We start from the raw sequence: 25479 nt of genomic DNA, 5'->3' as shown, positions 1-25479 counted from the left end.
TTGTTTAATGAGAGCGAGTTTGAGTAGTGGCTTTCTTTTGGACATGACTGAGTCAGAGTATTTATTCTGTAACGTCGTTTTAGGCGGAAAATTACAGTTGGCTAAAATGTATGAGGAACGAACTACAGCCAACTATAATTTGTACAACTTGAAAACCCTTGTTATGCTTATATGCTTCAACCAAGTAAGAAAATGCTAGTTAATCAATGGCTAGGGGGCTTGGCTTTACCCTTGATTGCACCAGAATTATTTACTTGGAATTCTTCATATTTAATCCTTTCTTCTTCCTTAAGACCAAACATTGGGATTTTAACAATTCCATTTCTGACCTCACTTAAAGGAACAAGAGGTAAATAACCAATATTACCACTCTCATCAATGTACTTGACTTTTGCAAAAACTCGTCCACAAGCAGCTGGAAACCTACCTTTGCCAACTAATTCCAAATCAAATTTAATGACACTTCTGTCAGCTGGATTAAGAATTATTTCAGGCTGAAGGCTATGAGTACTTTCTTTGTTGAATTCATAAATCAATTTATATTTAGCATCTGACTTAAAAGAACCAGAAGGCATAGATGCACATGCTCCTTGAATATGCTTAATATCTATTCGTTCAAATACAAACTTCTTAGCACCTTTATAGCTTACTTTTATCTCAAGTAAGTTGCTGATTCCTTCCTTAAGTCTTGGAATCTCTTTGCCTGTTATCGAATCCTTTATTTTTAAAGAAATTAATAACGGCTCAGAAAATTCTTCAGTTGAATAATCAGAATAAATCTGTTTAATTTCTTTAAAAAACAAAGTAACGGACAACAAAATAGAAACTATAACAGCTAAAGCTGCTAACTTATTGTTTTTATTTTTATTTTTAGTTTTCTTTTTAACCAATTTATTTAGTCCTATTTAGTTGGTATCGCAATACTTATGTTTACGACTTTTATATTTTTGTCCCCCAACCATCGAATAGCTTTTGCCACTCTCTTTAAAGTTGACTCTTTATCTTCTGGGAGGCTAGTTACTACTTTTGCTATAAACAATTTAGGTTTCTGGCAGTTTGCCATTTGATTTGCGGATTCTACTGCCGTCATAAAACTACTACTCTTCCCCCCCAATTGAGCAATATCAATTTTATTCTGCAATTTATTAAGATACATAAGTACCACGTCTGTACCGTGTTGATGGAAATCCTCAAGGCCCTCTCCAGTGAAGTCCTTGTATTCTGCTATCAACCCTTTTATAGCTGGGTGTTCTTTATCTACCCCGCTATCAACAAAACCTATCCCACAGACGGAATTATCGTCTGTAGCAGAAGAAGCTTTAACACTTAGGGGGACCAATATAATAAATATAATTATTGTGATAAATAAATCGCGCATTACTATCCTTTTAACATAACGCCTCGCTATACCGGTGAAAATAACAGGCTAAAATTAGCGATGAAGGAGCTCACCCCTGCTGTTTTGCATCCTTTGGTTTTAGCGCTTATTACATGTTTATTTTGCCACACTTTTTATAGCTTTTGTTAAGTAACCTAACTCCAATTGGTCTGCCGGAATACAATTTAACCTCTTTGTTTTAATAGGTTTTAAATTAAAGAAGTTGGTTAGCGAGTTCGCAGCGCCTCCGATCGCAGCTATAATTGGACTTTCACTTGCTAAATATGACAATGAGCCTCCTTTTACAAAACTAGATAAAAGCGTATTTAAACTAGGAGAGCCAAGAACCATGTCAAGATCATTGAAGCGTAAATTATTACCCCACTTAGACTTAGACGCTTTTAATAATTCAGCAACTACTTTATCAATATCAGACATTGCCAAATTAAGAGAATATTCAGAATTCAGGCCATCTCGTGCGACAAATGTTGTTAATTTATCTATAGAAAGCTTAAATTCAATAAACAGCTCTTGATTAGCATGTTTAAAATCTATGATTTTCTTGATTGATATATTAGGGGTAGGAGTAGGTAATTTTTTATGCAATTCCATTTGGATTGCATGTATATCGATAGAGTCTGCATCATTAAATGAAAGTTCTCTAAAAGATTGTTGTGGTGTCCACAATACATCACTATATTTGCTTTTTGCGTACTGAAGTGATTTGACTTGAGAATCCAAAAACACTTCTAGCCAATTATTACTTTCTGTAACTTTCATACTGTATGCGTAATCATCAACATATAGTTTATGTGTATTTACTGGGATTTCGAGATTATGTTTTATTAGTAAAGATGCTTCTTCCAGAATCATTTCATCTTTACTTCTTTTCCATTTGGCTATATTAGGTGCAACTGGCTGGATTATGTAATCCCAGTACAAACAAAAGAACCTTAACTGATCAGGTCTTATCTGCACATGAGGAATATACGTATTATTACCTTCCTTTACAAAGTCAGGACAAAAAATCAACCCTCTACTTTTTACCATTTCAACCCTTAAAATTAGCTCCGAACCAGATAAACATGTAATACCCTTTAAGGTGAGGGCAACTCTACCACAAAACTTGACCATACCTCCGTAAACATTATGCCCAACGATGGAAAGAAAAAATGCCATGCGTTGGTAATCACTATTAAATACTTTGTTAGGTATCCACTAGCTCATGAGTAGAGATGGTCACCAGCATGTCATGTTCCCTGAGTGGAGCTGATCTGTGTTCACGCTCTGTAAGGATTGTTAAATCAAAATCAATTGCAAGCTTTTTCCCTAAAGCAAAGAAGGACTTTGATAAGTCTGCATGTAGTTTTCCCAAATTTGGAGAGTCATCTTTTACAACAAGTAGCAAGTCGCAATCTTTTGGGTTATTGCTTCTAAAAAATGAACCGAATCCAAATACATTAAGCAGGTTGCTGTTTTTTGTATGGATAAATTGGATTTCCTTTATCATCTCGTTGGTGATACAGCCAAAAATCATTTTTCCACAAAGCCCCTGTTATTTCACTTGAATTGAAAAGCCCAATATTATTTGACAAGCAAAGTTGCTTGGCTTCTCGAGTATAACCATTCCAATTACCACCAACCGATATGAAATTTACTTCGGGAAACTCTTGCATAACTCTGTGTACTAAAGACTCCCCAAGAGCATACTCATCTAAGCAAATTAACGTAATAGAACGACCCTCTTTTCTGTCGAACTCCATAATTAAATCATCACGACGAGAATAGCGAACAACATTACCATGAGATTGGATTGCAGACTCTAGCCATGCAATTCGACTGTATGATACACCCCATGAATTAGAACCGTTTGACATTATGAAAACACCTCTACAAATTCAGTTGGAAAAAGTAGATAAGAATCTAGCCGTTCATACACGTGCTTTTCGTACGACTCTACATGCACACGAAATTTTTCTATGGCTTTTATAGTAGTAACTTCTTCTATGAGATCTTCATTTGCATCAATAAGGTTTAATATCTTTCTATTATTGGGGAGGATACTATCGATTCTTCTTAGTTCCCACACAAGAAATGCATTTGAACTAGGATCTGACTGAGCAACGTCACTTGAGGGGCCTACCGCATCAAATATCGCTTTATTCTTAGCGATTAATCGAGCTATTGCAACTTGTAGTTTTGCGAAGTTATCAAACTTCGCTGCTTTACCTGCGCTGCTAATTTTCGCTTCATGATTTCTCTTCCATTCATGAAGCATATCAACCGTATAAGTACCCTCTGGAGCTTTATCGATATGAGTGTGATGAGTCGGGCATAACAGAATTAAATTATCATATGTATCAGCACCACCCTCTGGTGTTCCTCGAGCAGCAGTAGGTTTACTCCCAATAACATGGGCCATTTCTCCTACGACATAACTTCCTGACCCAACCAGAGAAGTTAAGTCTTCATTGCAATCCGGCATTGAGCAACGCCCACCAGCTCTACCCCATAGAATTTTTGTATCAACTGAACCAATTGCCACTTTATTACTTTCCTTGTAACTTTTTAAAAACCGAACATGTTTATAGCGAGCTAATGGCGCGTTTTTATACCACAGCGTAGCTCGTTTTTCTTATTAGATTATTTTTAACAAACTTGTTAACTAATTGCCAGTGTTATTAAAATTTAGGAGTTCTCGGCTTTACCTCAGGATAAAAACGATCGATTGGGTCGTTTTCTAACTATGCAAGTAAAAAACTTTGACGAAATAGAGATACAATTGTGAACGGCCGAAGTTCGCTCTTTTGAGAAATTCGCCTAAACACGTTTTAAGGCAATAACGAGTTACAATACACTACTTTGAGCATACGAAAAACTGTCAGATTCAATTGATTACTCGACCAAACCTGACAGCGTTAACTGACTCAGCTTAAAGCGTCATTACAATTCGACCAGTGATGTCGCCTTTTAGCATATCGTCAAAAATATCGTTGATATCTTCTAGGCGTTTTTCTTCAATAATGGCTTTAACTTTCCCTTTTGCTGCAAAGTCGAGGCATTCTTGTAAGTCTTTACGCGTACCAACGATTGAGCCAACAACAGACACTCCATTTAATACGGTATCGAAAATTGGCAGTGGCATATCTTCCGGTGGCAAACCTACAAGCACGCATTTACCGCCACGGCGTACGCTTTTATAAGCTTGCTCAAAACCGGGTTTTGATACGGCCGTACACACAACGCCATGTGCCCCGCCTACTTGTTCAAAAATGGTTTCTGAAGGCACTTGCTTCATAAAGTCTATGGTGATGTCTGCGCCAAGCTCTTTGGCTAGTGCCAATTTGCTCTCGCCGGTATCAACGGCAATTACATTAAAACCCATTGCTTTCGCGTATTGCACTGCTAAGTGCCCAAGGCCTCCAACACCAACAATTGCAACCCAGTCGCCCGCTTTGGCATCAGTCACTTTAAGCGCTTTATAGGTTGTAACCCCCGCACAAAATAGTGGTGCGGCTTCTGCAAAGCCTAATCCTTCAGGAATTTTAACCACGTAATCACCATGGGCTACACAGTACTCGGCGTAACCACCATCGACTGAATAACCTGTGTTGTGCTGCTCAAGGCATAAAGTTTCTTTACCTTCTAAACAAAACTCACAATGACCACAGGCGCTGTATAACCAAGGAACACCAACACGATCTCCCATTGATAAGTGTTTAATGTTTGCGCCTACTTTTTCGATAGTACCTACCCCTTCATGGCCCGGTACTAATGGCATTTTAGGTTTGACTGGCCAATCTCCATGACAAGCATGTAAATCTGTATGGCACACTCCACACGCGGCAATTTTAACTAGCACATCGTTAATTCCCACCTCAGGGCATGGGATATCTTCGATTGTTAATTTACCTTTGTACTCTTTATTTACTGCAGCTTTCATAACGTTCCTCCATGGTATTATTGGATTTCAGCCTATACGATAAACTTATTAACTGTCACTATTATTGATCCACATCAAATAGCTAATCACTGCGGCATTTAATTAAACTACACTTTAAATTCAATAACTTAAAACTAAATAATGGCGTATCTACACTTTAGTAGTAGCAGATTGCATAGTGGCTATTTCTTTTAGTTATACCCCGAGCGTGCTAGCATTTAATTTCTGAAATTTTTGAATACTAAAAATTATGAGCCTATCTGAAAAAAACTTAGCTTTTGTTATGCACTGCGGTGAAATGGGTAGCCGTTGGGGCTTTAACCGCACCATTGGTCAAATGTGTGGATTATTAACCATTACTAAAGAGCCAATGACCGCCAATGAAATTGCCGATACCTTAAGTATCTCGCGCGGAAACGTAAGTATGGGTATTAAAGAGCTACAGTCTTGGCGCTTAATTAAAGTGCATCATATTCCGGGTGACCGCAAAGAATACTACGGCCCTGCTGGCAGCATTTGGGATATGGCCAACCGCGTATTCGAAGAGCGTAAAAAGCGCGAGATAGACCCTACCCTTAGCCTGCTTCGCGATAACATTTTAGAAGAAGCCCACAATGATGATGAACGCTTTGCTCAGCAGCAAATGCAAGAAATTCACGACCTGCTCGAAACTGTAACTAAATGGTCTGCAGAGCTACAACGCTTAAGCCCTGAACAACTTCAAAGCCTAATGAAACTAGGCTCTGGCATTGGCAAGGTTCTTGATTTTAAAGACAAGATTTTGAAAAAGCCGGGGAAGAGTGAGTAAGTTAGCGAGTTGCTAAGGGAAAGTTTGTAGGAGGCGTTTCAACGCCGAACATCTAAAGTTCACGGCTGAAGCCGTTCCTACAAAAAATGTTCAAGATTGTGTCGCCATAAATAACGACCTACACCAATCCCCCTCGGTGTAGGAGATGTATGGACTCCTCCCCCAAATAGGGTGAGTACGGTATAAAGAGATTGGACAATTACTTTTACCAATAAGGAATCCATACATGTCAAAATTTAACCTAATTAGCATCGACTTGGCAAAAAATGTTTTTCAAGTCGGTAAGTTTTTTCATCAAAAACTTCAAAGTAATAAAGCGGTGGGCAGAAAAGAGCTACTGACCATACTCACTACGTCACCTCGCTGTAAAGTTGTTATGGAATCATGTGGTGGTGCTCATTATTGGGCACGCAAAGCACGTAGTGTTGGTCATGAAGTCGTGATTCTAGATCCTCGATTTGTCAAAGCATTTAGAGTTGGCCAGAAAACAGATGCAAATGATGTCATTGCAATAGCTGCCGCTTCTTTCTCACCTAATGTCCGCCCGTGTAAATCACTGACGCAAGCACAGCAAAGCTTACAGTCAATAGAGCGAATGCGCGCCTTAGCTGAAAAGCAGAAACGACAGCTGGCTAATCAAATCAGAGGCCTGTTACTTGAGTTTGGGATTGTAATCAAGCAATCAGAATGCGCGTTTAGGCAAGCTATTCCTGAGATTCTAGAGGATAGCGATAATGGGTTAACCGCTGGTTTAAGGCAGTGTCTAGCTCAGTGCTATGAATTATTTAAAGCGCAATCAACATTAAAAGAAACATTAAATGAGTTACTGACAGGTTTGGTAAAACAAGATGAGCAATGTGAACGCTTACTGGAACTTGAGGGTGTCGGGCCTATCACAGCGGTTGGTTTATTAATAAGCTTAAGTGACACAACCCATTTTACGAGCGGACGCAATGCGGCAGCCAATGTTGGTGTCACCCCTCGCCAACACTCAAGTGGTGGAAAAGTGCGAATAGGTCATATAGCCAAATACCGTGGCGAGATAACATTACGCAGCCACTTGTTTCTGGGAGCCAGAGCGGTCATCAGTCAGCTAAAGCATCGAGAACCAAAAACGAAAAAAGAACAATGGCTCAAAGCATTAGTTGAAAGACGGGGTGTGAAGTGTGCCGCCATTGCATTAGCAAATAAAACAGTTAGGACGGCGTATGCCATGCTGAAAAAGGGCACGAGTTATGAACCCAGTTTATTAGCCAATTAATATTTAGCCTTCAATAACAGAAACAACAGTATTGACCAAGAACCTGCGTTAAGCGGTTAGACCCACCCTTGATAGCCTGTAAAGTGCCTGGGTGTTAAAACACCGAGTAGGAGAAGAGGCACAAGGGCGCGAATACATCAAAGGGCCGAGGTAGCTCCTCATTATGAGCCCGCATATAAGCACGCAGTCTGACAAAATTAACGAAGGGTATTGTGCAATAGGAGGAGTCCATATAAGGCGTTTTAACGCCGAACATGTAGCTAAAAATAAGGATAGTCATGTGAACAAGCTTCTTTTGATAATCAGTATTGTATTAATTTTGGCAGGCATACTTCTGTTCTTATATGACTTTTTACCTGCCGGAGTTGCTAACAAAGAAGACTCTTATATAAAAATAGTGTCGAGTGATACCTTTTCGATTTTAAACTATAGACTGCATTTATTGATTACGGGTGTTGGGCTCTTAATACTATACAAACTTAAATTATTTTAGCTTTTAAAAGGTCACTATGACTGCCAAACCAATTTTAGAAAAACACTTTTATCATGATGGCAGAGGACCTGAACTACAGAAGGTTATTTGGCAAAGAAATGGTAAAGACCTTTTAGGCTTTGAGTACTTCAATCCCGATGATGAATATTCATTAGCTAACCTTAAGCATATAAAATTAGATAACGTAAAAGCATATTCAATGGCAACGGATGATGTTCATGACTGTATTCTAGCGAATACAAAGTGTGTGGCGGCCATATTTGAAGTGCTTAATTCGAATTGGCTACTATCATTCAATCAAGACGAAATCGCTGGGTGTAAGCATTTTCAAATAATGTTTTATGATGAGATTTATGACGTTGTTTGTAAAAGTGTAATCACAGGAAAAGGAAACCTGGCGTTTTAACCCTGATAAGTTTGTAAGTTTGTAGGAGGCGTTTTAACGCCGAATAAGTTAGCAAGTTGCTCGGGTAAAACTTGTAGCTTTACCCTTGGTGCTTGCTAACTTTTATTACTCAATTACTTAATCGCTGGGTAACCGATGCGATCTGATAAGTAACCAACACTGGTTGCAAAGTAATACGAGCGATTCCAGTGCATAAGTGCTTTATAGTTATCGTAGGCTAGATACATACGGCCGTTTACGTCATCAGGCATTACCATTGCGGCAGTAACATCAACGTTTGGTAGGTCGCTACCATCCATTTTACGAACACCGATTGCTTGCCAATCAGCAAGGCTGCGCTCTGAATCTTTCCAATACTCTAACCATTGGCTGCGCGTTTTAGTGCCACGCTTAAGAATATTTGCGTTATCAAAGCCTTCAGGTAGTTTAACTTGGCGGCCCCAGGTTAAATCATCGTTCCAACCTGCTTGCTTAAGGTAGTTAGCAATTGAAGCAAAGGCGTCTTCTTCTGTGGTCCAAATGTCTTTGCGGCCATCACCGTTGTAATCAACAGCGTAAGCGTTAAATGAAGTTGGCATAAACTGCGTTTGCCCCATTGCACCAGCCCAAGAGCCTTTGAACTTATCTAGGGTAATGTGACCCTCTTTTAAGATATCAAGTGCTGCCCAAAGTTGGTTTTTGTACATGGTTTCGCGGCGACCATCAAAAGCAAGTGTAACTAATGATGCAATGACACTGTGACCACCTTGGATTTTACCAAAGTTACTTTCAAGGCCCCAGAGTGCCACAATAAAACGTGCTTGTACGCCGTATTCTTTGGCTACTTTTTCAAGAACCTCTTGATTTTCTTTGTATAGCTTACGCGCGCGGTCAATTTTCCATTGCGGCACACGTTTTGGTAAATAAGTTTCGAGGGTTTCTTTTACTTCTGGCTGGTTTTTATCAGCTGAGATCACTTTCTTTTTGAATTTAGCTGTTGCAAGTGCTTGATCAACTAAGGCTTCATCATAGCCTTTTTCAAGTGCTTCTTTTTTTAATGCTGCAACGTAAACGTCAAAATCAGCTTGTGTCTTTTGTTCTGCCAATACTGAAGTACTTAGTGAAGCACTGAGTAAAATGACGGCAAGTTTTTTAATCACTCTCAACTCCCTTGTCTTTTTTAAATTGGGTTAACAGATTTTCTTCCGGCGGAGGTAATTGCAAGTAGAACCCTTGGTCAATTAACGCTTGCTTAACCGCGTCTAAGTCTGCCACACCTAACTTTTCACGGCTTGCTAGATTAATCATCATCACGTACTTAGGTTGACCAAACGTTTCTAGTAATGGTTCAGGTACGCGTGAGAAATCATCTCTTTTTTCTACAAAAAGGTATGTATCCGCTTTTTTAATACTTTTATACACCGCAGTTAGCATTATGGCCCTATAATATCTTGCTTAACGAAGGCGCACACTATAACATGAGTGATATAATAAGTTAGAAAAAATAGATTAGATTTTTACTGTATATGCCTTGTTCAGCCTGTGTTTATACTTAAATAATGCTAATCCAGACAATTCAATTGAGCGTGTATGTCGGAACAAATTTTTGAATTAAAAGGGAACCTTTTTACGTTATCTGTTTTACATTTATTTTCAGCAGATACAGCCCTTTTAAGTAAGCAGTTAGATGAGAAAATCGCCCAAGCACCTAAGTTCTTTGCCGGTGCGCCTATCGTAATCAACTTAAGCGACGTACAAGATGAAGCGCTTGATTTCTCTTTCTTAAAATCAATGTTAAGCGGCCTTTCGTTAAACCCAGTTGGGGTTTGTAATGGCTCTCAAGAGCAAAACGAAAGCGCAAAAGCTGCGGGCCTGTCGGTGTTAAATTATTCACAAGACGTTAAGGGTGCAACCGCTAAACAACAAACAAATACATCTATCGTTGAAAAAACCGTTCACCTGCCTGCGCAAGTTATTCATGGCACTGTACGTTCGGGCCAGCAAGTGTATGCAAAAGACCGCGACCTAATCGTAATTGGTGCTGTAAGTCATGGCGCCGAAGTGATTAGCGATGGCAACGTGCACATTTATGGCACCCTTCGCGGCCGTGCAATTGCAGGGGCTAAAGGTTACAACGAAGCAAATATATTTTGCCAAAAATTAGAAGCAGAACTTGTTTCGATTAATGGTAGTTATTGGATCAGCGACTCTCTACAAGGTGAACACTGGGGCAGCGCAGTACAAATCCAACAAAAAAATGATTCATTAGAAATTTCAGCTTTGGTTAAAGGATAAATCTCATGGCAAAAGTGATTGTCGTTACTTCTGGTAAAGGTGGTGTTGGTAAAACCACATCGAGTGCTGCGATTGGCACAGGTTTAGCGCTTAAAGGCTTTAAAACCGTTATTATCGACTTTGATATTGGTCTACGTAATCTTGACCTTATCATGGGTTGTGAACGCCGTGTTGTTTATGATTTCGTAAACGTAATCAATGGCGAAGCTAACCTAAATCAAGCACTTATTAAAGATAAGCGCGTAGATAAGCTACATATTTTACCTGCCTCACAAACCCGTGATAAAGACGCCCTAACCCGTGACGGTGTTGAGCGCGTACTAAACGAGCTGAAAAAAGATTTTGATTACATTGTGTGTGATTCTCCAGCGGGTATCGAAGCTGGTGCAATGATGGCAATGTACTTCGCTGATGAAGCGATTGTAACAACGAACCCAGAAGTATCATCAGTACGTGACTCTGACCGTATTCTTGGCATTTTACACAGCAAATCAAAACGTGCTGAAGAAGGCCTTGAAAGCGTAAAAGAACATCTACTATTAACTCGCTATAATCCTGAGCGTGTTGAAAAAGGCGAAATGCTTTCGGTAGAAGACGTACAAGAAATCTTAGCGATTAAACTACTGGGCGTTATTCCTGAATCACAAGCTGTACTTAGTGCATCGAACTCTGGTCAACCGGTTATCCTTGATGGTGAATCGGATGCAGGCCAAGCATACACAGATGCAATCAATCGTTTATTAGGCGAAACTGTTGATTTTCGTTTCTTAGACGTAGAGAAAAAAGGCTTATTTAAACGGATTTTTGGAGGTTAATGTGTCTTTACTTGACTACTTCCGCTCAGAAAAGAAAAGCAGTGCGTCATTAGCAAAAGAGCGATTGCAGATCATTGTCGCGCACGAACGTTCACAGCGTGGTACACCAGATTACCTACCACAGCTAAAACAAGACATCCTTGATGTTATTCGTAAATACGTGAATGTAAACACTGATGCAGTTCAGGTGCAGTTTGACCAAAACGAAGATGACTTAGCCGTACTTGAGCTAAACGTCACCTTACCTGACGAAGAAAAGAAATAGTCAAAATTGGGCGCTTAGTTTTTTAACAGCGCCCTTTTTTTATTTCTGCCACTGCATATGAAACTCATAGTCGTCTTCGCCTAGAGTTTTAAACCCTGCCCGTTGATATAGCCCATACGCTGGATTCGCTTTTAGCACCGTTAAATTAATCTCTGCTGTTTGTGCTTTGAGTGCATCTAACACCTTAGTGCCTAACCCTTTGCCCTGCTCTTTAGGTGCAATTTGAAGCTGTAATAAACTGATTGCTTGGTCACTCACAATGAATTTGGCTGCTCCTACACATTGCCCATCATTTAACACTAAATGACTGTGCTCAAAATGCTCTGCCACTCTTGCTTGATGTTGCTCAAGTGATAAAAATAACCCTTGATTCTCTAAGTGCTCAACCATGGTATTTAATCTTAAGTCGAGTAAATAGGCTTTGTCTTGCTCTGTAACCGCTACAAATTCAATCATTATTGTCTTAAAAAAGAAAAAGGTACTTTAATAAAAGTACCTTTTTAGGTTGCAACAAACAACATCTCTTGGGTTAGAAATTATAATTTGCGCCTAAGTAAAAACGGCGGCCCGAATATTGGTTATAGGTAAAGCGATTGCTTTGTTTCCAGTATCCTTCTTCTATTTCTTCAGTTAGGTTTACCACTGACGCAGTAAACGAAAGATCCTCTGTTAGGTTATATGAGGCATTTACATCTAGCTGACCATAGTCTTTGGTATACAAGTTGTAGCCTTGGTGAACACCGTTGGCACGGTCATCTTTCCAGTTGTAAGACGCACGAACACTAAAGTCGTCATTCTCAAAATACACCGACACATTATATTGGTGCTTAGCGGTGCCTGGTATTTCGGCCTCTGTTTTTTGTCCGTCTGTCGAGACTTCGCTGGTGCTGGTATCTGTGTAGGTATAGTTAGTTAAAATACCAAAACCATTATCAAACGAGTGCTGGAAGAACAGCTCTAAGCCTTCTGATTTTGCATCACCCCCGCCCACTTTGGTGTTCATTTCGACCTCAATTGGGCCGTTACAACAATCGTGTTCACGCTCTACAATTTCTACGGTCGAGATTGGTAAGTTAGAAATATCTTTAGAGAATAACGTGGCACCTAGTGCAGAACCATCGCCGTAATACCATTCAATACCTAAATCAAATTGGTCAGATAACATAGGTTCAAGGCCTGTGTTTACCGAGGTACCATTACCACGGCCTGTCCATGAATCTGGCGAGTTAATATTAACTGGAGGACCGTAAGACTCTGCTTGGCTTAAGTCTGAATAGCTCACTCTTGCCATGGTGCGTGCTGCGGCAAAGCGCACCACAAGATCTTCGGTTGCATCCCATGCAAGGTTAAAGCTTGGTAGTACTTCACTGCCATCGCTACTACGCTCGTTTGGATCCGTGTCGTCATCGTCTTGACCTATAACATCATCGTAGGTCAAGGTGCTTAGTTCAGTATTAACATAGCGCACACCAACATTACCGCGGAAATCTTGCCACTCAAAATCAGCTTGTGTATAAACAGACCAAATTTTTTCTTCTAAAGCATAAGTACCCGAAAGCGTTGGCACCACTGTCTGGCTAAAGTTTTCTTTTAAGTAATCATCCAGCGCTCTAAAATCAAACGCTAAAAAGTTAAATGCGCCTGTATCACCTGCACTGTTATCAACCACATGGTCGCTTACCAATGTTGGCGCATCTGGGTGAAAATCTGGATTATGGAACCACTCAGTGCCTGGCAAGTAACCGCGGTAACCGCCGTTATCAGCAATGCCGTCATCCCAACGAAAGTCGTTACGAATACCTTTAATTTCGTGGTCGCGGTATTTAGCACCTACATAGACACGGGTAAAAAAGTTGCCATCGAGGTCAAATTTTACATCTGTTTGAATGTAATCTTCTGAGTCTTCATTTTCAGATGAGTAAGAGTCAAACCAATCATAATACTGGTATGCTTCTTTATCGGTGGCTAAATCAGTCGACACTTCGTAGCTTGGTTTACCGTTTTCAATTGACCATAACCAGCTGTTTACTGAGCCTAAACGCGCATCAATATTGGCGTAGGTTTCTTTTGAGGTGCCGCCTTCAGCTTCAGTATGACCCAGCTTTAATGTAATGCTGTACGTATCGCCAAAATAAGTACCTTCAAAATCATAGGTGTTTGATTTTGACTCGCCAAAACGCTCACGCCCTGTTAACTGCGGCGATAACAAACCACGGCGAACAGCCACACCACCATTTACATCGGCATCACCCCAGTTATTATCATTAAGTAACCCATTATCGCCATTACCGTAGGCAACCACAGTATCGCCATCAAGCACAATGCCGTAATACGGGTTGTGGTTATCATTCCACTCGGCAAAAGTAATGCTTTGCCCTGTTTGGTCGTAGCCTAACTTGGCACCAAAATAGTTAAAGTTTAAATCAAGTCTGTCACTCGGTGCCCACTGCACAGCGACTTGATACCCATCGCGTGTACGGTCTTGGTTTGAGTTATTAACACTCATCGCACGAGGCGCCCATACATTGTTGTACACTTCGCCAGTGGCTTGGTCTACCAGCGCAGGACGCTCTGCACCTTCAACGGTATCTGAGTGAAAACGCCAGTGTGATGCGTTGTTAGTGATGGTTGTTACAGTGCGATCTTGACGAGTAAAACCGGCCAATACACCAAAGTTTTCGTCGTCATTTTTCCATGAATACAGCACATTAACTTGCGGCTTAGTGTCTTCAGACACATCATCGTAAGTCACCTCGGCACTTAACGCCCCTGAATTTGCTTCCATCTCAAGCGGTTTACGGGTGTGTAAAATAACCGTACCACCAATACCGCCTTCATCGATGCGTGCTTCTGCACTTTTGTACACTTCTACACTTTTGATCATGCTTGAAGGCAATAACGTGTAATTAAAACTACGGGTAGGAGTACCAGAACCTGATGAAGCAATATAGTTACCGTTTAATTGGGTAAGTGTCCAATCTGGTGACGTACCACGAATACTCACGCGGCTACCTTCGCCACCGTCGCGGTCAATCAAAACGCCCGATACACGTTGCAAAGAATCAGCGACATTTTTATCAGGAAACTTACCAATATCCTCTGCGGTGATTGCATCAACGGTAGCCGTTGAAAGTCGTTTTATTGCTAAGTTTTCTGCAGTTGAAGAACGAATACCTCGTACTTCAATCACTTCTACATCTTCATTTACTTGCTCTGCTGCGTAACTTGTATTGATTGCCGCCAGTAGCGAAATCAAAATTGCATTTCGCTTAAAATGCCTTCCTTGCCCTTTTGTTTTTATTACAGTTTGCTTGCCCATGCCTATCTCCAGTTGTGTGTTCTGTTTTTGTTTAAGAGGCTTTAGCCTCTGCAAAAACGATTTATTGTTGTCGGTTTTTAAACTGATTATCGGTAGTTAACAGCTTGTTAAACTCAAACTCAGAATAGGGTGAGCGGTCAAAAAGTGATAATATAAATTCGGTGAGAGATATGACAAAATCGGCGTTTGGAATATTTTATATTCATTTTTATAATTTCTGCTTTATAGTTAGGCCTGTCGTTGCAGAGCTAGTTCACTCATCAACACAGACTTAGTTAAAATAGTAACCAATTGATAGTAAACACCAAATTATTTTTCATTACAATTTTAAGTTTACGTTAAATTAATTAACTAATGAGTAGGTGTAATAGATATGGTAAAAACACGTCCATGAACAATGGTAAATTTCTTGAAGTATGCCTAAACGAAGGGTGCTTAAAGCTGCTTGCTAACAACATTTCGCTGGCTAGTAACTTAGGCGCAAAACGCTTTGAATTATGCAGTAATTTACACCTAGGAGGCTTAACACCAAGTGTTAATGCGATTGACTGTGCTGTTAAAAACCTGACTAATAGTGCAAAGTTAGTGGTGATGATACGACCCGAAGCAAACAACTTTTTCGTTAGTGCTGAGTGTCACCAAGTTATGCAAAAACAAATAACAATGGCAGCGAACGCGGGAGCGCATGGCGTGGTATTTGGTGCAGTTAAAAACGGCGAACTTGATTTAAAAGTGACCCGCTCTTTAGTTGCCACAGCCAAACAGCATGGCCTGATGGTGACCTATCACCGTGCATTCGATACCCTTACAAACCCGTTAAGCGCACTTGATAAACTGATTAGTTTAGGCGTTGACCGCGTATTAACAGCAGGCATGCCGTGGCAAAGCGGTCAAAGTGCTGTTGATGGTCTAAATCAGCTCAACACATACTTAGTGCACAGCGCTAATCAGATAGAAATTGTTATGGGTGGTGGCGTTACTTTAGAAAACGCGGCAACACTTTGGCAATTAATAAAAAACCATTCAGCAAAAGCGGCTGTGCATGTACACTCATGCGTTCACAACGAAAATGGTGCAATTAATGCTGAGGCTATCAATAAGCTACTTTCAAAGGATTAAACATGGCAACGTATTTTTTAGGTATTGATGGCGGTGGCAGTAAGTGTAAAGTTCGTTTAGAAAACGAAAACGGCTCATTGCTGAGTGAAGCCATAAGTGGTTCAGCAAATGTGGCCACCAGCTGCCAACAAAGCCAAGAGTCAATACTGCACGCCACTGAACTTGCATTTCATGACGCTGAGCTTGCCTTAAGCGAGCTGAAAAATACCTATGTGCATGCAGGGCTTGCCGGAGCTAATATCGACTCTTCCTATCAAGCCATGACCAAATGGCAGCACCCTTTTGCCAAGTTTACCCTGTCAACAGATATGCTGATTGCCTGTAAAGGCGCACATCAACACCATGATGGCGCAGTGATTATTCTGGGCACGGGCTTTTGTGCGGGTTACCAGCAGCAAAACCAATTTAGCGAATTAGGTGGTTACGGGTTATTACTGAGCGATGGTGCCAGTGGGGGTTGGTTAGGCTTACAACTTTGCCGTAAAGCATTTGCAGTACTTGATGGTGTTTCGCAAAGTTCAGCAGCAATAGATACCCTACTCACCCAACTTAACTGCGACTCAAGCCAAGCGTTAAGTCAGCGTTTAATATCAGCGCGCCCTGCTGAGCTTGCCAAATTTGCGCCCCTAGTTTTTAGCCATTCTGACGATGCTTTTTGTCAGCAACTAATCAATGAAGCGTGCGCATACATTAGCCGCTATATCGCTTACTTTGAAAAGCAAGGCATTGAAAACGTCACCTTGATGGGCGGCATTGCCACTGCCATCACACCTTACTTAACTGATGCCAGTAAAGCGCATTTAACCCCCGCCCTTGCCAGTGCAGAGCAAGGGGCTATTTTAATGGCAAGAGCTGCAATTTAATCGCCTAATTGCGAGCGCATTTGTGAGGGAATTTCACCAAACAAACGCCGAAATTGTTTGCTGAAGTAACTCGGCTCCGAAAACCCGCACTGGTAGGCTACTTGTGAAATTGGCAGTTGCGTTTCAATCAGTAGCTTGCGGGCATTTTCGAGGCGTACTTCGTTTATAAATTGATTGGGTGTTTTTGCTAAGTGCTTTTTAAAACGACGCTCTAAAGCACTTACCGACAAATGCGCAAGCTCTGCTAATTCATCAATGCTGATCTGACGATGATAATGCTCGCGAATAAATTTTACTGGCTCTTCAATAGCCCTTACATGAGAAAGCGCTTTTGAGGTTTTTTGTAGATGTCGGGTCACTCCATAAGTGCCAATCACATTGCCATCGTGATCTTTTAAAGCATGCTTTGATGTAGAAAACCAACCAAGCTCACCTTGTTGGGTTTGGTTCAGCTCTAAACGGTCAGTCACTATATAGCCTTCCATCACTCGTTTATCGTCATTGACGTATTGAAACGCGAGGTGCTTTGGCGAGAAATCGAAGTCTGTTTTTAGCAATATTTGCTCCAGTGTTTTATAACCCTGATGCTCAATAAAATGCTGATTACAATGCAAGATTCTACTATCTGTGTCTTTTACCCAAAAGAGGATATCTGGCAGTAAATCAAATGCAGCAATTAGCTGATTTACACCAGCTTTTTTTATTATTTCTTGAATATCCATCGCTTAATTTTGTCTCAATAAAGAACAAGCCTATATATTTTAAACGCCGATTTTGTTGCATTGTCAACCGAATTTTTATTAGCGCTTATTGGCAAAGCTTTCCTATTATCAATAACATGACATTAACAGTAGCAGACGCTATTTAAATTTAGGAGCGCTTAAGATGAGCAAAGCTAAGATCCGCATGGCAATGGTAGGCGGTGGCGATGGTGCCTTCATTGGCGCTATTCATCGAATTGCAGCGCGATTAGACGGAATGATAGAGCTTGTTGCAGGCGCATTCAGTTCAGACGCAAACAAATGTAAAGCAACTGGCGAATTACTTGGGCTTGATAGCAACCGCTGCTACGACAGTTACCATACGTTATTTACCGAAGAAGCAAAATTAGCCGCTGATGAGCGTATTGATTTTGTGGCTATTGTTACGCCAAACCATTTGCATTTTCCGGTCGCGCAAATGGCGCTTGAACATGGTTTTCATGTGCTCTCAGATAAACCTGCAACGCTGACTCTCGCAGAAGCAGAGCAATTACAAAGCATTATTGCAAAGCAGCAGGTTTTATATGGCTTAACCCACACTTACATCGGTTACCCTATGGTCAAAGAAGCCAAGCATCGCGTAAAAGCAGGCGAGCTCGGCAGCATACGTAAAGTCATTGTAGAGTACACTCAAGGCTGGTTAGCGCACAGCGAAGACGAAGGTTCAAAGCAAGCAAGCTGGCGTTTAGACACCAGTAAATCTGGCATTAGTTGTTGTATGGGCGACATTGGCGTGCATGCAGCTAACTTAGCCGAGTATGTTTCTGATCTCGAAATCACCGAGCTTTGCGCCGATTTAAATCATGTGGTTGAAGGCCGAGCCCTCGATGATGATGGCACTGTGCTTCTTAGATTCAATAATGGTTGTAAAGGCGTTTTACTGGCAAGCCAAATTGCTATTGGCGATGAGAACAACTTACGCCTGCGTGTTTATGGCGATAAAGCCAGTCTTGAATGGTCGCAACTTGAGCCAAATAGCTTATGGCTACGAGGCCACAATCAAGCCGCAACATTACTTAGAGCGGGCGTAGGTGAATTACACCCTGACACGCAAAATGCCCTGCGCGCCCCTGCCGGTCACCCAGAAGGCTACCTTGAAGCCTTTGCCAATATTTACCGCAATTTTGCAGCGCAGATCCACGCATTTAAGCAAGGCGATAACGCAACAAATTCAGCATTTGATGTACCAGGCATCAATGAGGCTGTGCGTGGTATGGCGTTTATTGAGCATGTTGTTGCTTCATCGAAGCAAGATACTAAATGGCACAAATTACAGATTGGATAAAAAGAATGAACAAAATCAAAGGGCCAGCAATATTTTTGGCGCAGTTTATTTCAGATCAAGCCCCTTTCAATAGTTTTCGTGGTTTATGTGAGTGGGCAAGCGGTTTAGGTTACAAAGCGATTCAAGTGCCAACCTCAAATCCGACTATTTTTGATTTAGAAAAAGCAGCTCAAAGCCAGCATTACTGCGATGAAGTCACTGGTATTGCCACAGAGTATGGACTTACAATTTCAGAGTTATCAACACATTTGCAAGGCCAGTTAATTGCTGTGCACCCTGCCTACGATGAAATGTTCGATAACTTTGCCGCAGAGCATGTAAAAGGTAACCCTGCAGCGCGAACAAAATGGGCAACAGAGCAACTGATGATGGCTGCTAAAGCAAGTAAAAATCTTGGCTTAACAACCCATGCGACATTCTCGGGGTCTTTTTTATGGCATACCTTTTACCCGTGGCCACAGCGTCCACAAGGACTTGTTGAACAAGGCTTTAGTGAACTTGCTAAGCGCTGGCTACCCATTTTAGATTGCTTTGACGAGTATGGCGTGGACGTGTGTTATGAATTGCATCCGGGTGAAGACCTACATGATGGTGTGACATTTGAGCGCTTTTTAGCAGCAACCAATAATCACCCACGCGTTAATATTCTTTATGATCCGAGCCATTTTGTATTGCAACAGCTCGACTATTTAGCGTTTATCGATATCTATCATTCGCGCATTAAGGCGTTCCATGTCAAAGATGCCGAATTTATCGCAAATGGCCGCTCAGGTGTTTATGGCGGATTTCAAAACTGGCAAGACCGACCAGGACGTTTTCGTTCTTTAGGTGATGGCCAAGTAGATTTTAAGCAAATCTTCAGCAAGTTAACTCAATATGGTTTTGATGGTTGGGCTGTACTTGAATGGGAATGCTGCTTAAAGCACCCAGAAGATGGGGCAAGAGAAGGCGCTGAGTTTATTAAAGCACATTTAATAAACCCAACAGACAAAGCCTTTGACGATTTTGCCAGTGGCGCAACAAACACTGGGCGTAATAATCGAATTTTAGGTTTATAAAACCGACAACAATAGAACACACAGGACACACAATATGGACAACAATAATTATAACCGCATTGTCTTTCGGCTTTGCTGTATAGCACTGATTGTGACCTCTATGACCTTTGCCATTCGTGCTGGTATTTTGGGTCAACTTGGCAGTGAGTTTGGCTTAACCGACACCGAATTAGGTTGGGTTAATGCCATGGCATTTTTAGGCTTTCCGGTTGCGACTATGGTCGGCGGTATTATTTATAATGCCATTGGCGCTAAGAAATTAGTGGCGTTAGCCTTTATCTGTCATTTACTTGGCCTTGTTTTGACCATAACAGCTGATGGTTTTTGGGGCTTACTGGTTTCTACCTTTTTAATTGGTTTTGCCAACGGCGCTGTTGAAGCTGGCTGTAACCCGCTGATTGCAGAAATGTACCCTAAAAACACCACCACTATGCTAAACCGTTTTCATGTTTGGTTCCCAGGTGGCATTGTGATTGGCGCACTTGCGTCGAACTTTATGTCGGGAGCAGGTTTAAACTGGCAATGGCAAGTAGCGTTAATTTTAATTCCTACTGTTATCTATGGCGCTATGCTGATCAAAGCACAATTTCCACGCTTTGATACGCGTACTCACTCTACCAGCAGCAATATTCGCCACTTATTTACGCCGTTATACATCTTTTTAATTGCTTGTATGACGTTTACCGCAACTACTGAATTTGGCACACAACAATGGATTGAGCGTATTTTAGGTTCATCGGGTGCCTCTCCTATGGTGGTATTAGCCTTGATCACTGGCCTAATGGCGGTTGGTCGCTTCTTTGCAGGCCCTATTGTGCATAAGCTCAACCCTACCGGTGTATTACTTGGCTCTGCCATTTGTGCAAGCTTAGGTATCTTTATGATGAGCCAAGCCGAGGGCAGCATGATTTATTTAGCAGCGATATTATTTGCTCTTGGGGTTACCTACTTTTGGCCGACCATGCTTGGCTGCGTTGCTGAATACATTCCAAAGTCAGGGGCGCTGGGTATGTCGTTAATGGGCGGTGCAGGCATGTTTGCTATGAGCATCTGGAACCCTGTAATTGGTAGCTGGATAGATACGGCACGCTCATCGGCAGAAGCAAGTGGCGCAAGCGCTGAACAAATTGAAATTTTAGCCGGACAGGCTGTATTACAAAACCTACTGATCTTCCCAATTATTTTAATCGTCGCATTCATTGGGTTGCATTTGGTAATTAATAACAACAAACGCACCGAAAAATGTGCGTCTTAAGCAAGTAAATCGTCGAGGAACACACAATGTTTAAATCTCTTAAAGCACTGACTTTAATGCTCACCGTTAGTAGCTGTGCACTCGCTAATGCGGCTGACAATCAGCTAACACAACAAGAAAAGCAAGCTGGCTGGCAGTTGTTGTTTGACGGCAAAGATATGTCGCAATGGCGTAATTTTAAAAGCGAATCTTTAAATCCTGCATGGGTCGTTGAAGATGGCGCTATGACATTAACCAAAGGTGGTGGCGACCTGCTTACTAAAAAGCAGTACCAAAACTTTGAATTACAGATTGATTGGAAAATCTCTACTAAAGGCAATAGCGGTATTTTTGTATTAGCAGATGAAACCGGACAGATGATTTACTCTCATGCACCTGAAATTCAAATTATCGATAACGAAGAACACCCAGATACTGAAATTGACTCGCACTTAGCAGGGTCAATTTACGATTTATTTGCAGCGCCAGTTGCGGCGCACAAACCAGCAAATAGCTGGAACCATGTACGCATTAAAATGCAAGACAACCACTTACAAGTTTGGCAAAACGGTATTAACACCACCAGCATTGTGATTGGCAGTACAACATGGAACACCCTTGTAAAAGGCAGTAAGTTTGCAACCTGGAAAAACTTTGCAACGGCTGAACAAGGTCATATCGGGCTTCAAGACCATGGTGACAAAGTGTGGTTTAAAAATATAAAAATCAAGGAGCTATAAGATGTCTGATTTTAAACATAAGGTATTAGTTGTTGGCTCGGGTGCTGGCGGTGCAATGGCCGCTTATACGCTAACCAAACTTGGCCACAAAGTATTATTACTTGAAGCGGGACGTAATTATGACCCGAAAACAGAAAGCCCGATGTTTCGTCGTAACAGTGAGGCTCCACTTATGGGGGCTGGTAACAAAGACAAAAACTTTGGCTTTTACGATGCAACCGTTGATGGCGGCTGGCAAGTGCCTGATGAACCATACACCAGCGCCAAAGGAAGCGACTTTTATTGGTGGCGCGCACGTATGTTAGGTGGTCGAACTAACCACTGGGGACGCTATTCATTACGCTTTAGTGAGCACGATTTTAAAGGCAAAAGCCGAGATGGTCACGGTGCCGACTGGCCATTTGAGTACGCTGATTTAGCACCTTGGTACGATAAAACTGAAGAACTTGTGGGTGTATGTGGCACCAATACAGGCCATGAAGATATGCCAGATTCGTCACCGGGTATTTTACAGCCACCACCAAAGCCGCGTGTTCCTGAGCTTTTAATTGCCGCTTCTGCAAAGAAAATGGGCATTCAAGCAGTGCCTATGCATCGCGCGGTATTAACTCGCCCTAAAGATGATCGCATGGCGTGTTTTTATGCAACACCTTGTGGCTCTGGTTGCTCAATTGGTGCAGCTTTTCAAACTACGACATCATTACTGCCAATGGCAAAAGCCACTGGTAACTTAAAAGTTATTACTGATGCCATGGTTAAATCAGTCAAGGTTGATGTGCAAGGTAAAGTCACTGGCGTCACCTATGTTGATAAACACTCAGTAACCGAACACGCTGTTGATGCCGATGTGGTTATCTTAGCGGCTAGCGCCTGTGAATCAGCGCGTATTTTATTAAATTCAAAGAATAAAAAGCACCCTAAAGGCCTTGCTAACTCAAGTGGCCAAGTAGGTCGAAACTTAATGGATTCGACGGGTGCATGGTTAGGTGCGCAAATTCCGGCACTTAAAGGTCGCCCACGTTATAACGAAGATGGACATACCGCTAATCACTTATTTATTCCTTGGTGGGGTCATCAAGCACAAGCTAACAATGAATTAGATTTCCCACGTGGTTATCACTTTGAAATTGGCAGTGGCTTTGGCCAGCCGGGTTCGGGTGTGTCAGGTGATAAACAAGGCTATGGCCCAGCTCTTAAACAGCAAGTTCGTGATGCATATGGCTCTTACGTTGGCTTTGCTCTGCGTGGCGAGATGTTACCGAACAAAGATACCTACATGGAAATTGACGAAAACGTTAAAGACAAATGGGGTATTCCGGTATCAAAGTTCCACTTTAAGTGGTCTGACAGAGAATTAAAGCAAATCGAGCATGGTTTAAAAACCGCGAAGCAAATCCTCGAAAACATGGGTGCGACTGTTGGCGAACTCCCGCCTGCTGAAAAAGCAATTTCAAAAGGTGGCGAAATCATTCACGAAGTGGGCACCACCCGAATGGGCAGCTCAAAGAAAGACTCAGTCACCAATCAATGGGGCCAAACATGGGATTGTAATAACCTATTTGTAATGGATGCGGGTGTATTTGCTTCAAACCCTCATAAAAACTGTACGCTCACCATCATGACACTGGCAATGCGTAATTCAACTTGGCTTGCTCAACAAATTGATAACGGGGTACTTTAATTATGCATCATCGTAACGAACACGACTCATATAACTATGTTTCTAACATGAGCCGCCGTGAGTCTTTAAAATGGCTTGGACTATTAGCTGCGGGCTCAGCGGTTGGTTTAACAGCTGGCTGCACAAAAGCACTTGAAGGTGACGCTGCAGTCTCTGCAAAAGAGCATTGGCCTGATTTAGATATCAAGCCTGTAACCGCTAAAGGCTATGGTCAAGATCCTAATTTGGTGATGCCACCAGAATCACCTTGGCCACTGACCTTAACAGCAGACGAACTCACGTTAGTAGCGCTTTTAGCTGATTACATTGTGCCGCGCGAAGGCACTATTCCTTCAGCCAGTGAGCTACAAGTACCGGCTGTTATTAATGAGTGGGTGAGCGCGCCTTATGAAGGTCAACAACGCGATAGAATTAAAATTTTAAATTCATTAGCGTGGCTTAACGATGAAGCACAGCTTCGTTTTAAAAAGCAATTTGTTGCACTTAATGAAAAGCAACATCGTGAGATTTTAGATGATATTGCGTTTTTAAAAGAGCAAACACCTCTACAATTTCAGCGTATTGGTAAAGCTTTTTTACGCTTTAAAGAGTTAGTGCTTGCTGCCTTTTTCTGTACACCTGAAGGCTGTAAAGACATAGGTTACCTTGGTAATGTGCCTATTGCAGGCGATTACCCTGGCCCTTCTGATGAAGCAAAAGCCCATTTAGATCAGGTTTTAGCTGAGCTTGGTTTAAGCGAGTACGCCTATATCGATTAACTTTCCCCCTTGTGTTATTTGTAACACTGTGCAGGGGGGCAGCCCCCTGCTTTTTTAGGATTGAAGTATGTTTAAAACCCGCATTTTATTGCTCATTATTAGCCTTGTATTTAGTGGTCAATTATTCGCAAAACTGCCCGTGAGTGTGCAGCTATGGTCAGTCAAAGACACCTTAAAAAATGACTTTCATGGTACGCTTAAGTCTCTTGCCGAAATGGGGTTTGCCGGTGTGGAGTTTGCCGGAGACTTTGGCCCATACTCACATAACCCAGCAGCCTTAAAAGCAAAGCTCAGTGAATTAGGCTTAGTTGCCAGTAGCGCCCATATCGGCTTTGATGCACTCAGTGAAAACACAATTGATAGCACCCTGCTGTTTTACAAGACCCTTGGCGTTACTACACTATATGTACCTTGGGATGAAAGAGCATGGCACCCTGAGGGAGTTAAGTCTCTGGTTAAAGAGCTTACTAAAGTCAGTGATTATGCGACCCGCTTTGATATGAAGATCGGTTTTCACAATCATAATAAAGAGTTTAATGCATTTAATAACGCAACGTTTTGGGATTACATTGCCAGTAATACCCCCAAGACCATGCCATTGCAGTTAGATATTGGCTGGGTCAATTACGCTGCTAAAGATCCAATCTACTTTATTAAAAAGTACCCTAACCGCACGCTTGCTACGCACATTAAAGTACGTACGATTGAGGGGAGCAACTTGAGCCCTATTATCGGCGAAAACGACATTGATTGGCCTGCCATCATCGATACTTTAGAGTCGCACGGCAACACCAAATGGTTAGTGCTTGAACAAGAAGAATACCCAAACGGGTTAACCCCACTGCAAAGCGTTGCTAAATCAAAACAAAATTTAGATAAGATTTTACTTGGTTTGTAGGGTTATTTTAGGAATGAGCTCGCTTTAAACACGTGAGCTCATGGCTTGGCTTTAATTTAAATAGTCGTTCACTCACAGATCTATATTAGGGTTCATCTTGCCAGGAGCTATTGCCTATAG

The 25479-nt window shown here is 41.6% G+C and carries 26 protein-coding genes; 15 read left to right on the top strand and 11 right to left on the bottom strand.

Translation table 11 applies throughout. The features are described 5' to 3' along the window. Positions 1 to 203 precede the first annotated feature (203 nt). From CWC02_RS04520 to adhP, 6 genes are all read right to left on the bottom strand, one after another. Positions 204 to 890, bottom strand: a complete 687-nt coding sequence (locus CWC02_RS04520; protein ID WP_138616683.1) for a hypothetical protein — start codon at positions 888 to 890, stop codon at positions 204 to 206. 11 nt (positions 891 to 901) lie between these two features. After that, positions 902 to 1378 carry a S8 family serine peptidase gene (locus tag CWC02_RS04515; RefSeq protein WP_138616681.1) on the bottom strand — a complete coding sequence of 159 codons (477 nt, stop codon included), beginning with the start codon at positions 1376 to 1378 and terminating at the stop codon, positions 902 to 904. A gap of 117 nt (positions 1379 to 1495) precedes the next feature. After that, positions 1496 to 2557 (bottom strand): DUF6236 family protein, encoded by a 1062-nt coding sequence (locus tag CWC02_RS04510; protein ID WP_171043812.1) that lies wholly within the window; start codon positions 2555 to 2557, stop codon positions 1496 to 1498. A 281-nt stretch (positions 2558 to 2838) separates the two neighbouring features. Further along, complete coding sequence (locus tag CWC02_RS04500) at positions 2839 to 3255, bottom strand: hypothetical protein (RefSeq protein WP_138616675.1); 417 nt, start codon at positions 3253 to 3255, stop codon at positions 2839 to 2841. After that, a complete protein-coding gene (locus CWC02_RS04495; protein WP_138616673.1) occupies positions 3255 to 3923 on the bottom strand; it encodes an HNH endonuclease signature motif containing protein in 669 nt (222 codons plus the stop codon). Before CWC02_RS04495 ends, CWC02_RS04500 begins: the two co-directional genes overlap by 1 nt. A 387-nt stretch (positions 3924 to 4310) precedes the next feature. Next, positions 4311 to 5321, bottom strand: a complete 1011-nt coding sequence (gene adhP, locus CWC02_RS04490) for an alcohol dehydrogenase AdhP (RefSeq protein WP_138616671.1) — start codon at positions 5319 to 5321, stop codon at positions 4311 to 4313. Positions 5322 to 5571: 250 nt separating this feature from the next. On the opposite strand from adhP, the gene CWC02_RS04485 reads away from it, so the two are divergent. The 3 genes from CWC02_RS04485 to CWC02_RS04475 all read left to right on the top strand — a co-directional run bounded on the left by CWC02_RS04485 (position 5572) and on the right by CWC02_RS04475 (position 8289). Next, the gene (locus tag CWC02_RS04485) at positions 5572 to 6129 is read left to right on the top strand and encodes a GbsR/MarR family transcriptional regulator (RefSeq protein WP_138616669.1); all 558 of its coding nucleotides are present in this window, start codon (positions 5572 to 5574) and stop codon (positions 6127 to 6129) included. Between the two features lie 226 nt (positions 6130 to 6355). Next, the gene (locus CWC02_RS04480; RefSeq protein WP_138616667.1) at positions 6356 to 7390 is read left to right on the top strand and encodes an IS110 family RNA-guided transposase; all 1035 of its coding nucleotides are present in this window, start codon (positions 6356 to 6358) and stop codon (positions 7388 to 7390) included. A gap of 509 nt (positions 7391 to 7899) precedes the next feature. After that, a complete protein-coding gene (locus CWC02_RS04475) occupies positions 7900 to 8289 on the top strand; it encodes a hypothetical protein (RefSeq protein WP_138616665.1) in 390 nt (129 codons plus the stop codon). Positions 8290 to 8402: 113 nt separating this feature from the next. On the opposite strand, the gene CWC02_RS04470 is transcribed toward CWC02_RS04475, so the two are convergent. After that, complete coding sequence (locus CWC02_RS04470) at positions 8403 to 9428, bottom strand: lytic murein transglycosylase (protein WP_138616663.1); 1026 nt, start codon at positions 9426 to 9428, stop codon at positions 8403 to 8405. Next, positions 9421 to 9702, bottom strand: a complete 282-nt coding sequence (locus CWC02_RS04465; protein WP_054552050.1) for a YcgL domain-containing protein — start codon at positions 9700 to 9702, stop codon at positions 9421 to 9423. Before CWC02_RS04465 ends, CWC02_RS04470 begins: the two co-directional genes overlap by 8 nt. A 156-nt stretch (positions 9703 to 9858) precedes the next feature. On the opposite strand from CWC02_RS04465, the gene minC reads away from it, so the two are divergent. The 3 genes from minC to minE are packed head-to-tail and all read left to right on the top strand — an operon-like array spanning position 9859 to position 11643. Then, entirely contained in the window at positions 9859 to 10563 is a 705-nt protein-coding gene (minC, locus tag CWC02_RS04460; protein ID WP_054552049.1) for a septum site-determining protein MinC, read from the top strand. Positions 10564 to 10568: 5 nt separating this feature from the next. After that, positions 10569 to 11378: a septum site-determining protein MinD gene (gene minD / locus CWC02_RS04455; protein WP_054552048.1), complete on the top strand. Its 810-nt coding sequence runs from the start codon at positions 10569 to 10571 to the stop codon at positions 11376 to 11378. Between the two features lies 1 nt (position 11379). Then, on the top strand, positions 11380 to 11643 hold the full coding sequence (minE, locus tag CWC02_RS04450) for a cell division topological specificity factor MinE (RefSeq protein ID WP_054552047.1): 264 nt from the start codon (positions 11380 to 11382) through the stop codon (positions 11641 to 11643). Between the two features lie 39 nt (positions 11644 to 11682). Here minE and CWC02_RS04445 read toward each other — a convergent pair whose 3' ends face one another. Both CWC02_RS04445 and CWC02_RS04440 read right to left on the bottom strand, forming a co-directional pair. Continuing rightward, on the bottom strand, positions 11683 to 12099 hold the full coding sequence (locus CWC02_RS04445; RefSeq protein ID WP_119852929.1) for a GNAT family N-acetyltransferase: 417 nt from the start codon (positions 12097 to 12099) through the stop codon (positions 11683 to 11685). A gap of 73 nt (positions 12100 to 12172) precedes the next feature. Continuing rightward, complete coding sequence (locus CWC02_RS04440; protein ID WP_138616661.1) at positions 12173 to 14962, bottom strand: TonB-dependent receptor; 2790 nt, start codon at positions 14960 to 14962, stop codon at positions 12173 to 12175. A 390-nt stretch (positions 14963 to 15352) separates the two neighbouring features. Between CWC02_RS04440 and CWC02_RS04435 the strand changes: the two genes are divergently transcribed. Both CWC02_RS04435 and CWC02_RS04430 read left to right on the top strand, forming a co-directional pair. Beyond that, a complete protein-coding gene (locus tag CWC02_RS04435; protein ID WP_171043814.1) occupies positions 15353 to 16081 on the top strand; it encodes a copper homeostasis protein CutC in 729 nt (242 codons plus the stop codon). A gap of 2 nt (positions 16082 to 16083) precedes the next feature. After that, positions 16084 to 16944, top strand: a complete 861-nt coding sequence (locus CWC02_RS04430; RefSeq protein ID WP_138616657.1) for a glucosamine kinase nucleotide-binding domain-containing protein — start codon at positions 16084 to 16086, stop codon at positions 16942 to 16944. Here the strand turns inward: CWC02_RS04430 and CWC02_RS04425 are convergent. Next, positions 16941 to 17666 carry an AraC family transcriptional regulator gene (locus CWC02_RS04425; RefSeq protein ID WP_054552042.1) on the bottom strand — a complete coding sequence of 242 codons (726 nt, stop codon included), beginning with the start codon at positions 17664 to 17666 and terminating at the stop codon, positions 16941 to 16943. The genes CWC02_RS04430 and CWC02_RS04425 overlap by 4 nt on opposite strands. 163 nt (positions 17667 to 17829) lie before the next feature. Here CWC02_RS04425 and CWC02_RS04420 point away from each other — a divergent pair, with 163 nt between their 5' ends. The 7 genes from CWC02_RS04420 (at position 17830) to CWC02_RS04390 (ending at position 25359) form a co-directional block, all read left to right on the top strand. Then, a complete protein-coding gene (locus tag CWC02_RS04420; protein WP_138616655.1) occupies positions 17830 to 18990 on the top strand; it encodes a Gfo/Idh/MocA family protein in 1161 nt (386 codons plus the stop codon). Positions 18991 to 18995: 5 nt separating this feature from the next. Further along, a complete protein-coding gene (locus tag CWC02_RS04415) occupies positions 18996 to 20048 on the top strand; it encodes a sugar phosphate isomerase/epimerase family protein (protein WP_138616713.1) in 1053 nt (350 codons plus the stop codon). Positions 20049 to 20082: 34 nt separating this feature from the next. Further along, positions 20083 to 21303: an MFS transporter gene (locus CWC02_RS04410; RefSeq protein WP_138616653.1), complete on the top strand. Its 1221-nt coding sequence runs from the start codon at positions 20083 to 20085 to the stop codon at positions 21301 to 21303. Positions 21304 to 21329: 26 nt separating this feature from the next. Then, a complete protein-coding gene (locus CWC02_RS04405; RefSeq protein WP_138616651.1) occupies positions 21330 to 22022 on the top strand; it encodes a 3-keto-disaccharide hydrolase in 693 nt (230 codons plus the stop codon). A gap of 1 nt (position 22023) precedes the next feature. Further along, positions 22024 to 23703 carry a GMC family oxidoreductase gene (locus CWC02_RS04400; protein WP_138616649.1) on the top strand — a complete coding sequence of 560 codons (1680 nt, stop codon included), beginning with the start codon at positions 22024 to 22026 and terminating at the stop codon, positions 23701 to 23703. A 2-nt stretch (positions 23704 to 23705) separates the two neighbouring features. Beyond that, complete coding sequence (locus tag CWC02_RS04395) at positions 23706 to 24461, top strand: gluconate 2-dehydrogenase subunit 3 family protein (protein ID WP_138616646.1); 756 nt, start codon at positions 23706 to 23708, stop codon at positions 24459 to 24461. 67 nt (positions 24462 to 24528) lie between these two features. Beyond that, the gene (locus CWC02_RS04390; RefSeq protein WP_138616644.1) at positions 24529 to 25359 is read left to right on the top strand and encodes a sugar phosphate isomerase/epimerase family protein; all 831 of its coding nucleotides are present in this window, start codon (positions 24529 to 24531) and stop codon (positions 25357 to 25359) included. Positions 25360 to 25479: the final 120 nt, after the last annotated feature.

The organism is Pseudoalteromonas sp. S2721, assembly GCF_005887425.1.
Classification (GTDB): Bacteria; Pseudomonadota; Gammaproteobacteria; order Enterobacterales; family Alteromonadaceae; genus Pseudoalteromonas; species Pseudoalteromonas simplex.
This window is presented reverse-complemented; position numbering and strand designations above follow the sequence as displayed.

What these genes read in the sequence shown, in the direction of transcription:
- CWC02_RS04445 (WP_119852929.1), bottom strand. Translation starts at nt 12,099, where the DNA reads ATGATTGAATTTGTAGCGGTTACAGAGCAAGACAAAGCCTATTTACTC.
- CWC02_RS04420 (WP_138616655.1), top strand. Translation starts at nt 17,830, where the DNA reads ATGAGCAAAGCTAAGATCCGCATGGCAATGGTAGGCGGTGGCGATGGT.
- CWC02_RS04480 (WP_138616667.1), top strand. Translation starts at nt 6,356, where the DNA reads ATGTCAAAATTTAACCTAATTAGCATCGACTTGGCAAAAAATGTTTTT.
- CWC02_RS04515 (WP_138616681.1), bottom strand. Translation starts at nt 1,378, where the DNA reads ATGCGCGATTTATTTATCACAATAATTATATTTATTATATTGGTCCCC.
- CWC02_RS04440 (WP_138616661.1), bottom strand. Translation starts at nt 14,962, where the DNA reads ATGGGCAAGCAAACTGTAATAAAAACAAAAGGGCAAGGAAGGCATTTT.
- CWC02_RS04430 (WP_138616657.1), top strand. Translation starts at nt 16,084, where the DNA reads ATGGCAACGTATTTTTTAGGTATTGATGGCGGTGGCAGTAAGTGTAAA.
- CWC02_RS04425 (WP_054552042.1), bottom strand. Translation starts at nt 17,666, where the DNA reads ATGGATATTCAAGAAATAATAAAAAAAGCTGGTGTAAATCAGCTAATT.
- minC (WP_054552049.1), top strand. Translation starts at nt 9,859, where the DNA reads ATGTCGGAACAAATTTTTGAATTAAAAGGGAACCTTTTTACGTTATCT.
- adhP (WP_138616671.1), bottom strand. Translation starts at nt 5,321, where the DNA reads ATGAAAGCTGCAGTAAATAAAGAGTACAAAGGTAAATTAACAATCGAA.
- CWC02_RS04405 (WP_138616651.1), top strand. Translation starts at nt 21,330, where the DNA reads ATGTTTAAATCTCTTAAAGCACTGACTTTAATGCTCACCGTTAGTAGC.
- CWC02_RS04435 (WP_171043814.1), top strand. Translation starts at nt 15,353, where the DNA reads ATGAACAATGGTAAATTTCTTGAAGTATGCCTAAACGAAGGGTGCTTA.
- CWC02_RS04465 (WP_054552050.1), bottom strand. Translation starts at nt 9,702, where the DNA reads ATGCTAACTGCGGTGTATAAAAGTATTAAAAAAGCGGATACATACCTT.
- CWC02_RS04485 (WP_138616669.1), top strand. Translation starts at nt 5,572, where the DNA reads ATGAGCCTATCTGAAAAAAACTTAGCTTTTGTTATGCACTGCGGTGAA.
- CWC02_RS04475 (WP_138616665.1), top strand. Translation starts at nt 7,900, where the DNA reads ATGACTGCCAAACCAATTTTAGAAAAACACTTTTATCATGATGGCAGA.
- minD (WP_054552048.1), top strand. Translation starts at nt 10,569, where the DNA reads ATGGCAAAAGTGATTGTCGTTACTTCTGGTAAAGGTGGTGTTGGTAAA.
- CWC02_RS04510 (WP_171043812.1), bottom strand. Translation starts at nt 2,557, where the DNA reads ATGGCATTTTTTCTTTCCATCGTTGGGCATAATGTTTACGGAGGTATG.
- CWC02_RS04390 (WP_138616644.1), top strand. Translation starts at nt 24,529, where the DNA reads ATGTTTAAAACCCGCATTTTATTGCTCATTATTAGCCTTGTATTTAGT.
- CWC02_RS04500 (WP_138616675.1), bottom strand. Translation starts at nt 3,255, where the DNA reads ATGTCAAACGGTTCTAATTCATGGGGTGTATCATACAGTCGAATTGCA.
- CWC02_RS04395 (WP_138616646.1), top strand. Translation starts at nt 23,706, where the DNA reads ATGCATCATCGTAACGAACACGACTCATATAACTATGTTTCTAACATG.
- CWC02_RS04410 (WP_138616653.1), top strand. Translation starts at nt 20,083, where the DNA reads ATGGACAACAATAATTATAACCGCATTGTCTTTCGGCTTTGCTGTATA.
- CWC02_RS04415 (WP_138616713.1), top strand. Translation starts at nt 18,996, where the DNA reads ATGAACAAAATCAAAGGGCCAGCAATATTTTTGGCGCAGTTTATTTCA.
- CWC02_RS04400 (WP_138616649.1), top strand. Translation starts at nt 22,024, where the DNA reads ATGTCTGATTTTAAACATAAGGTATTAGTTGTTGGCTCGGGTGCTGGC.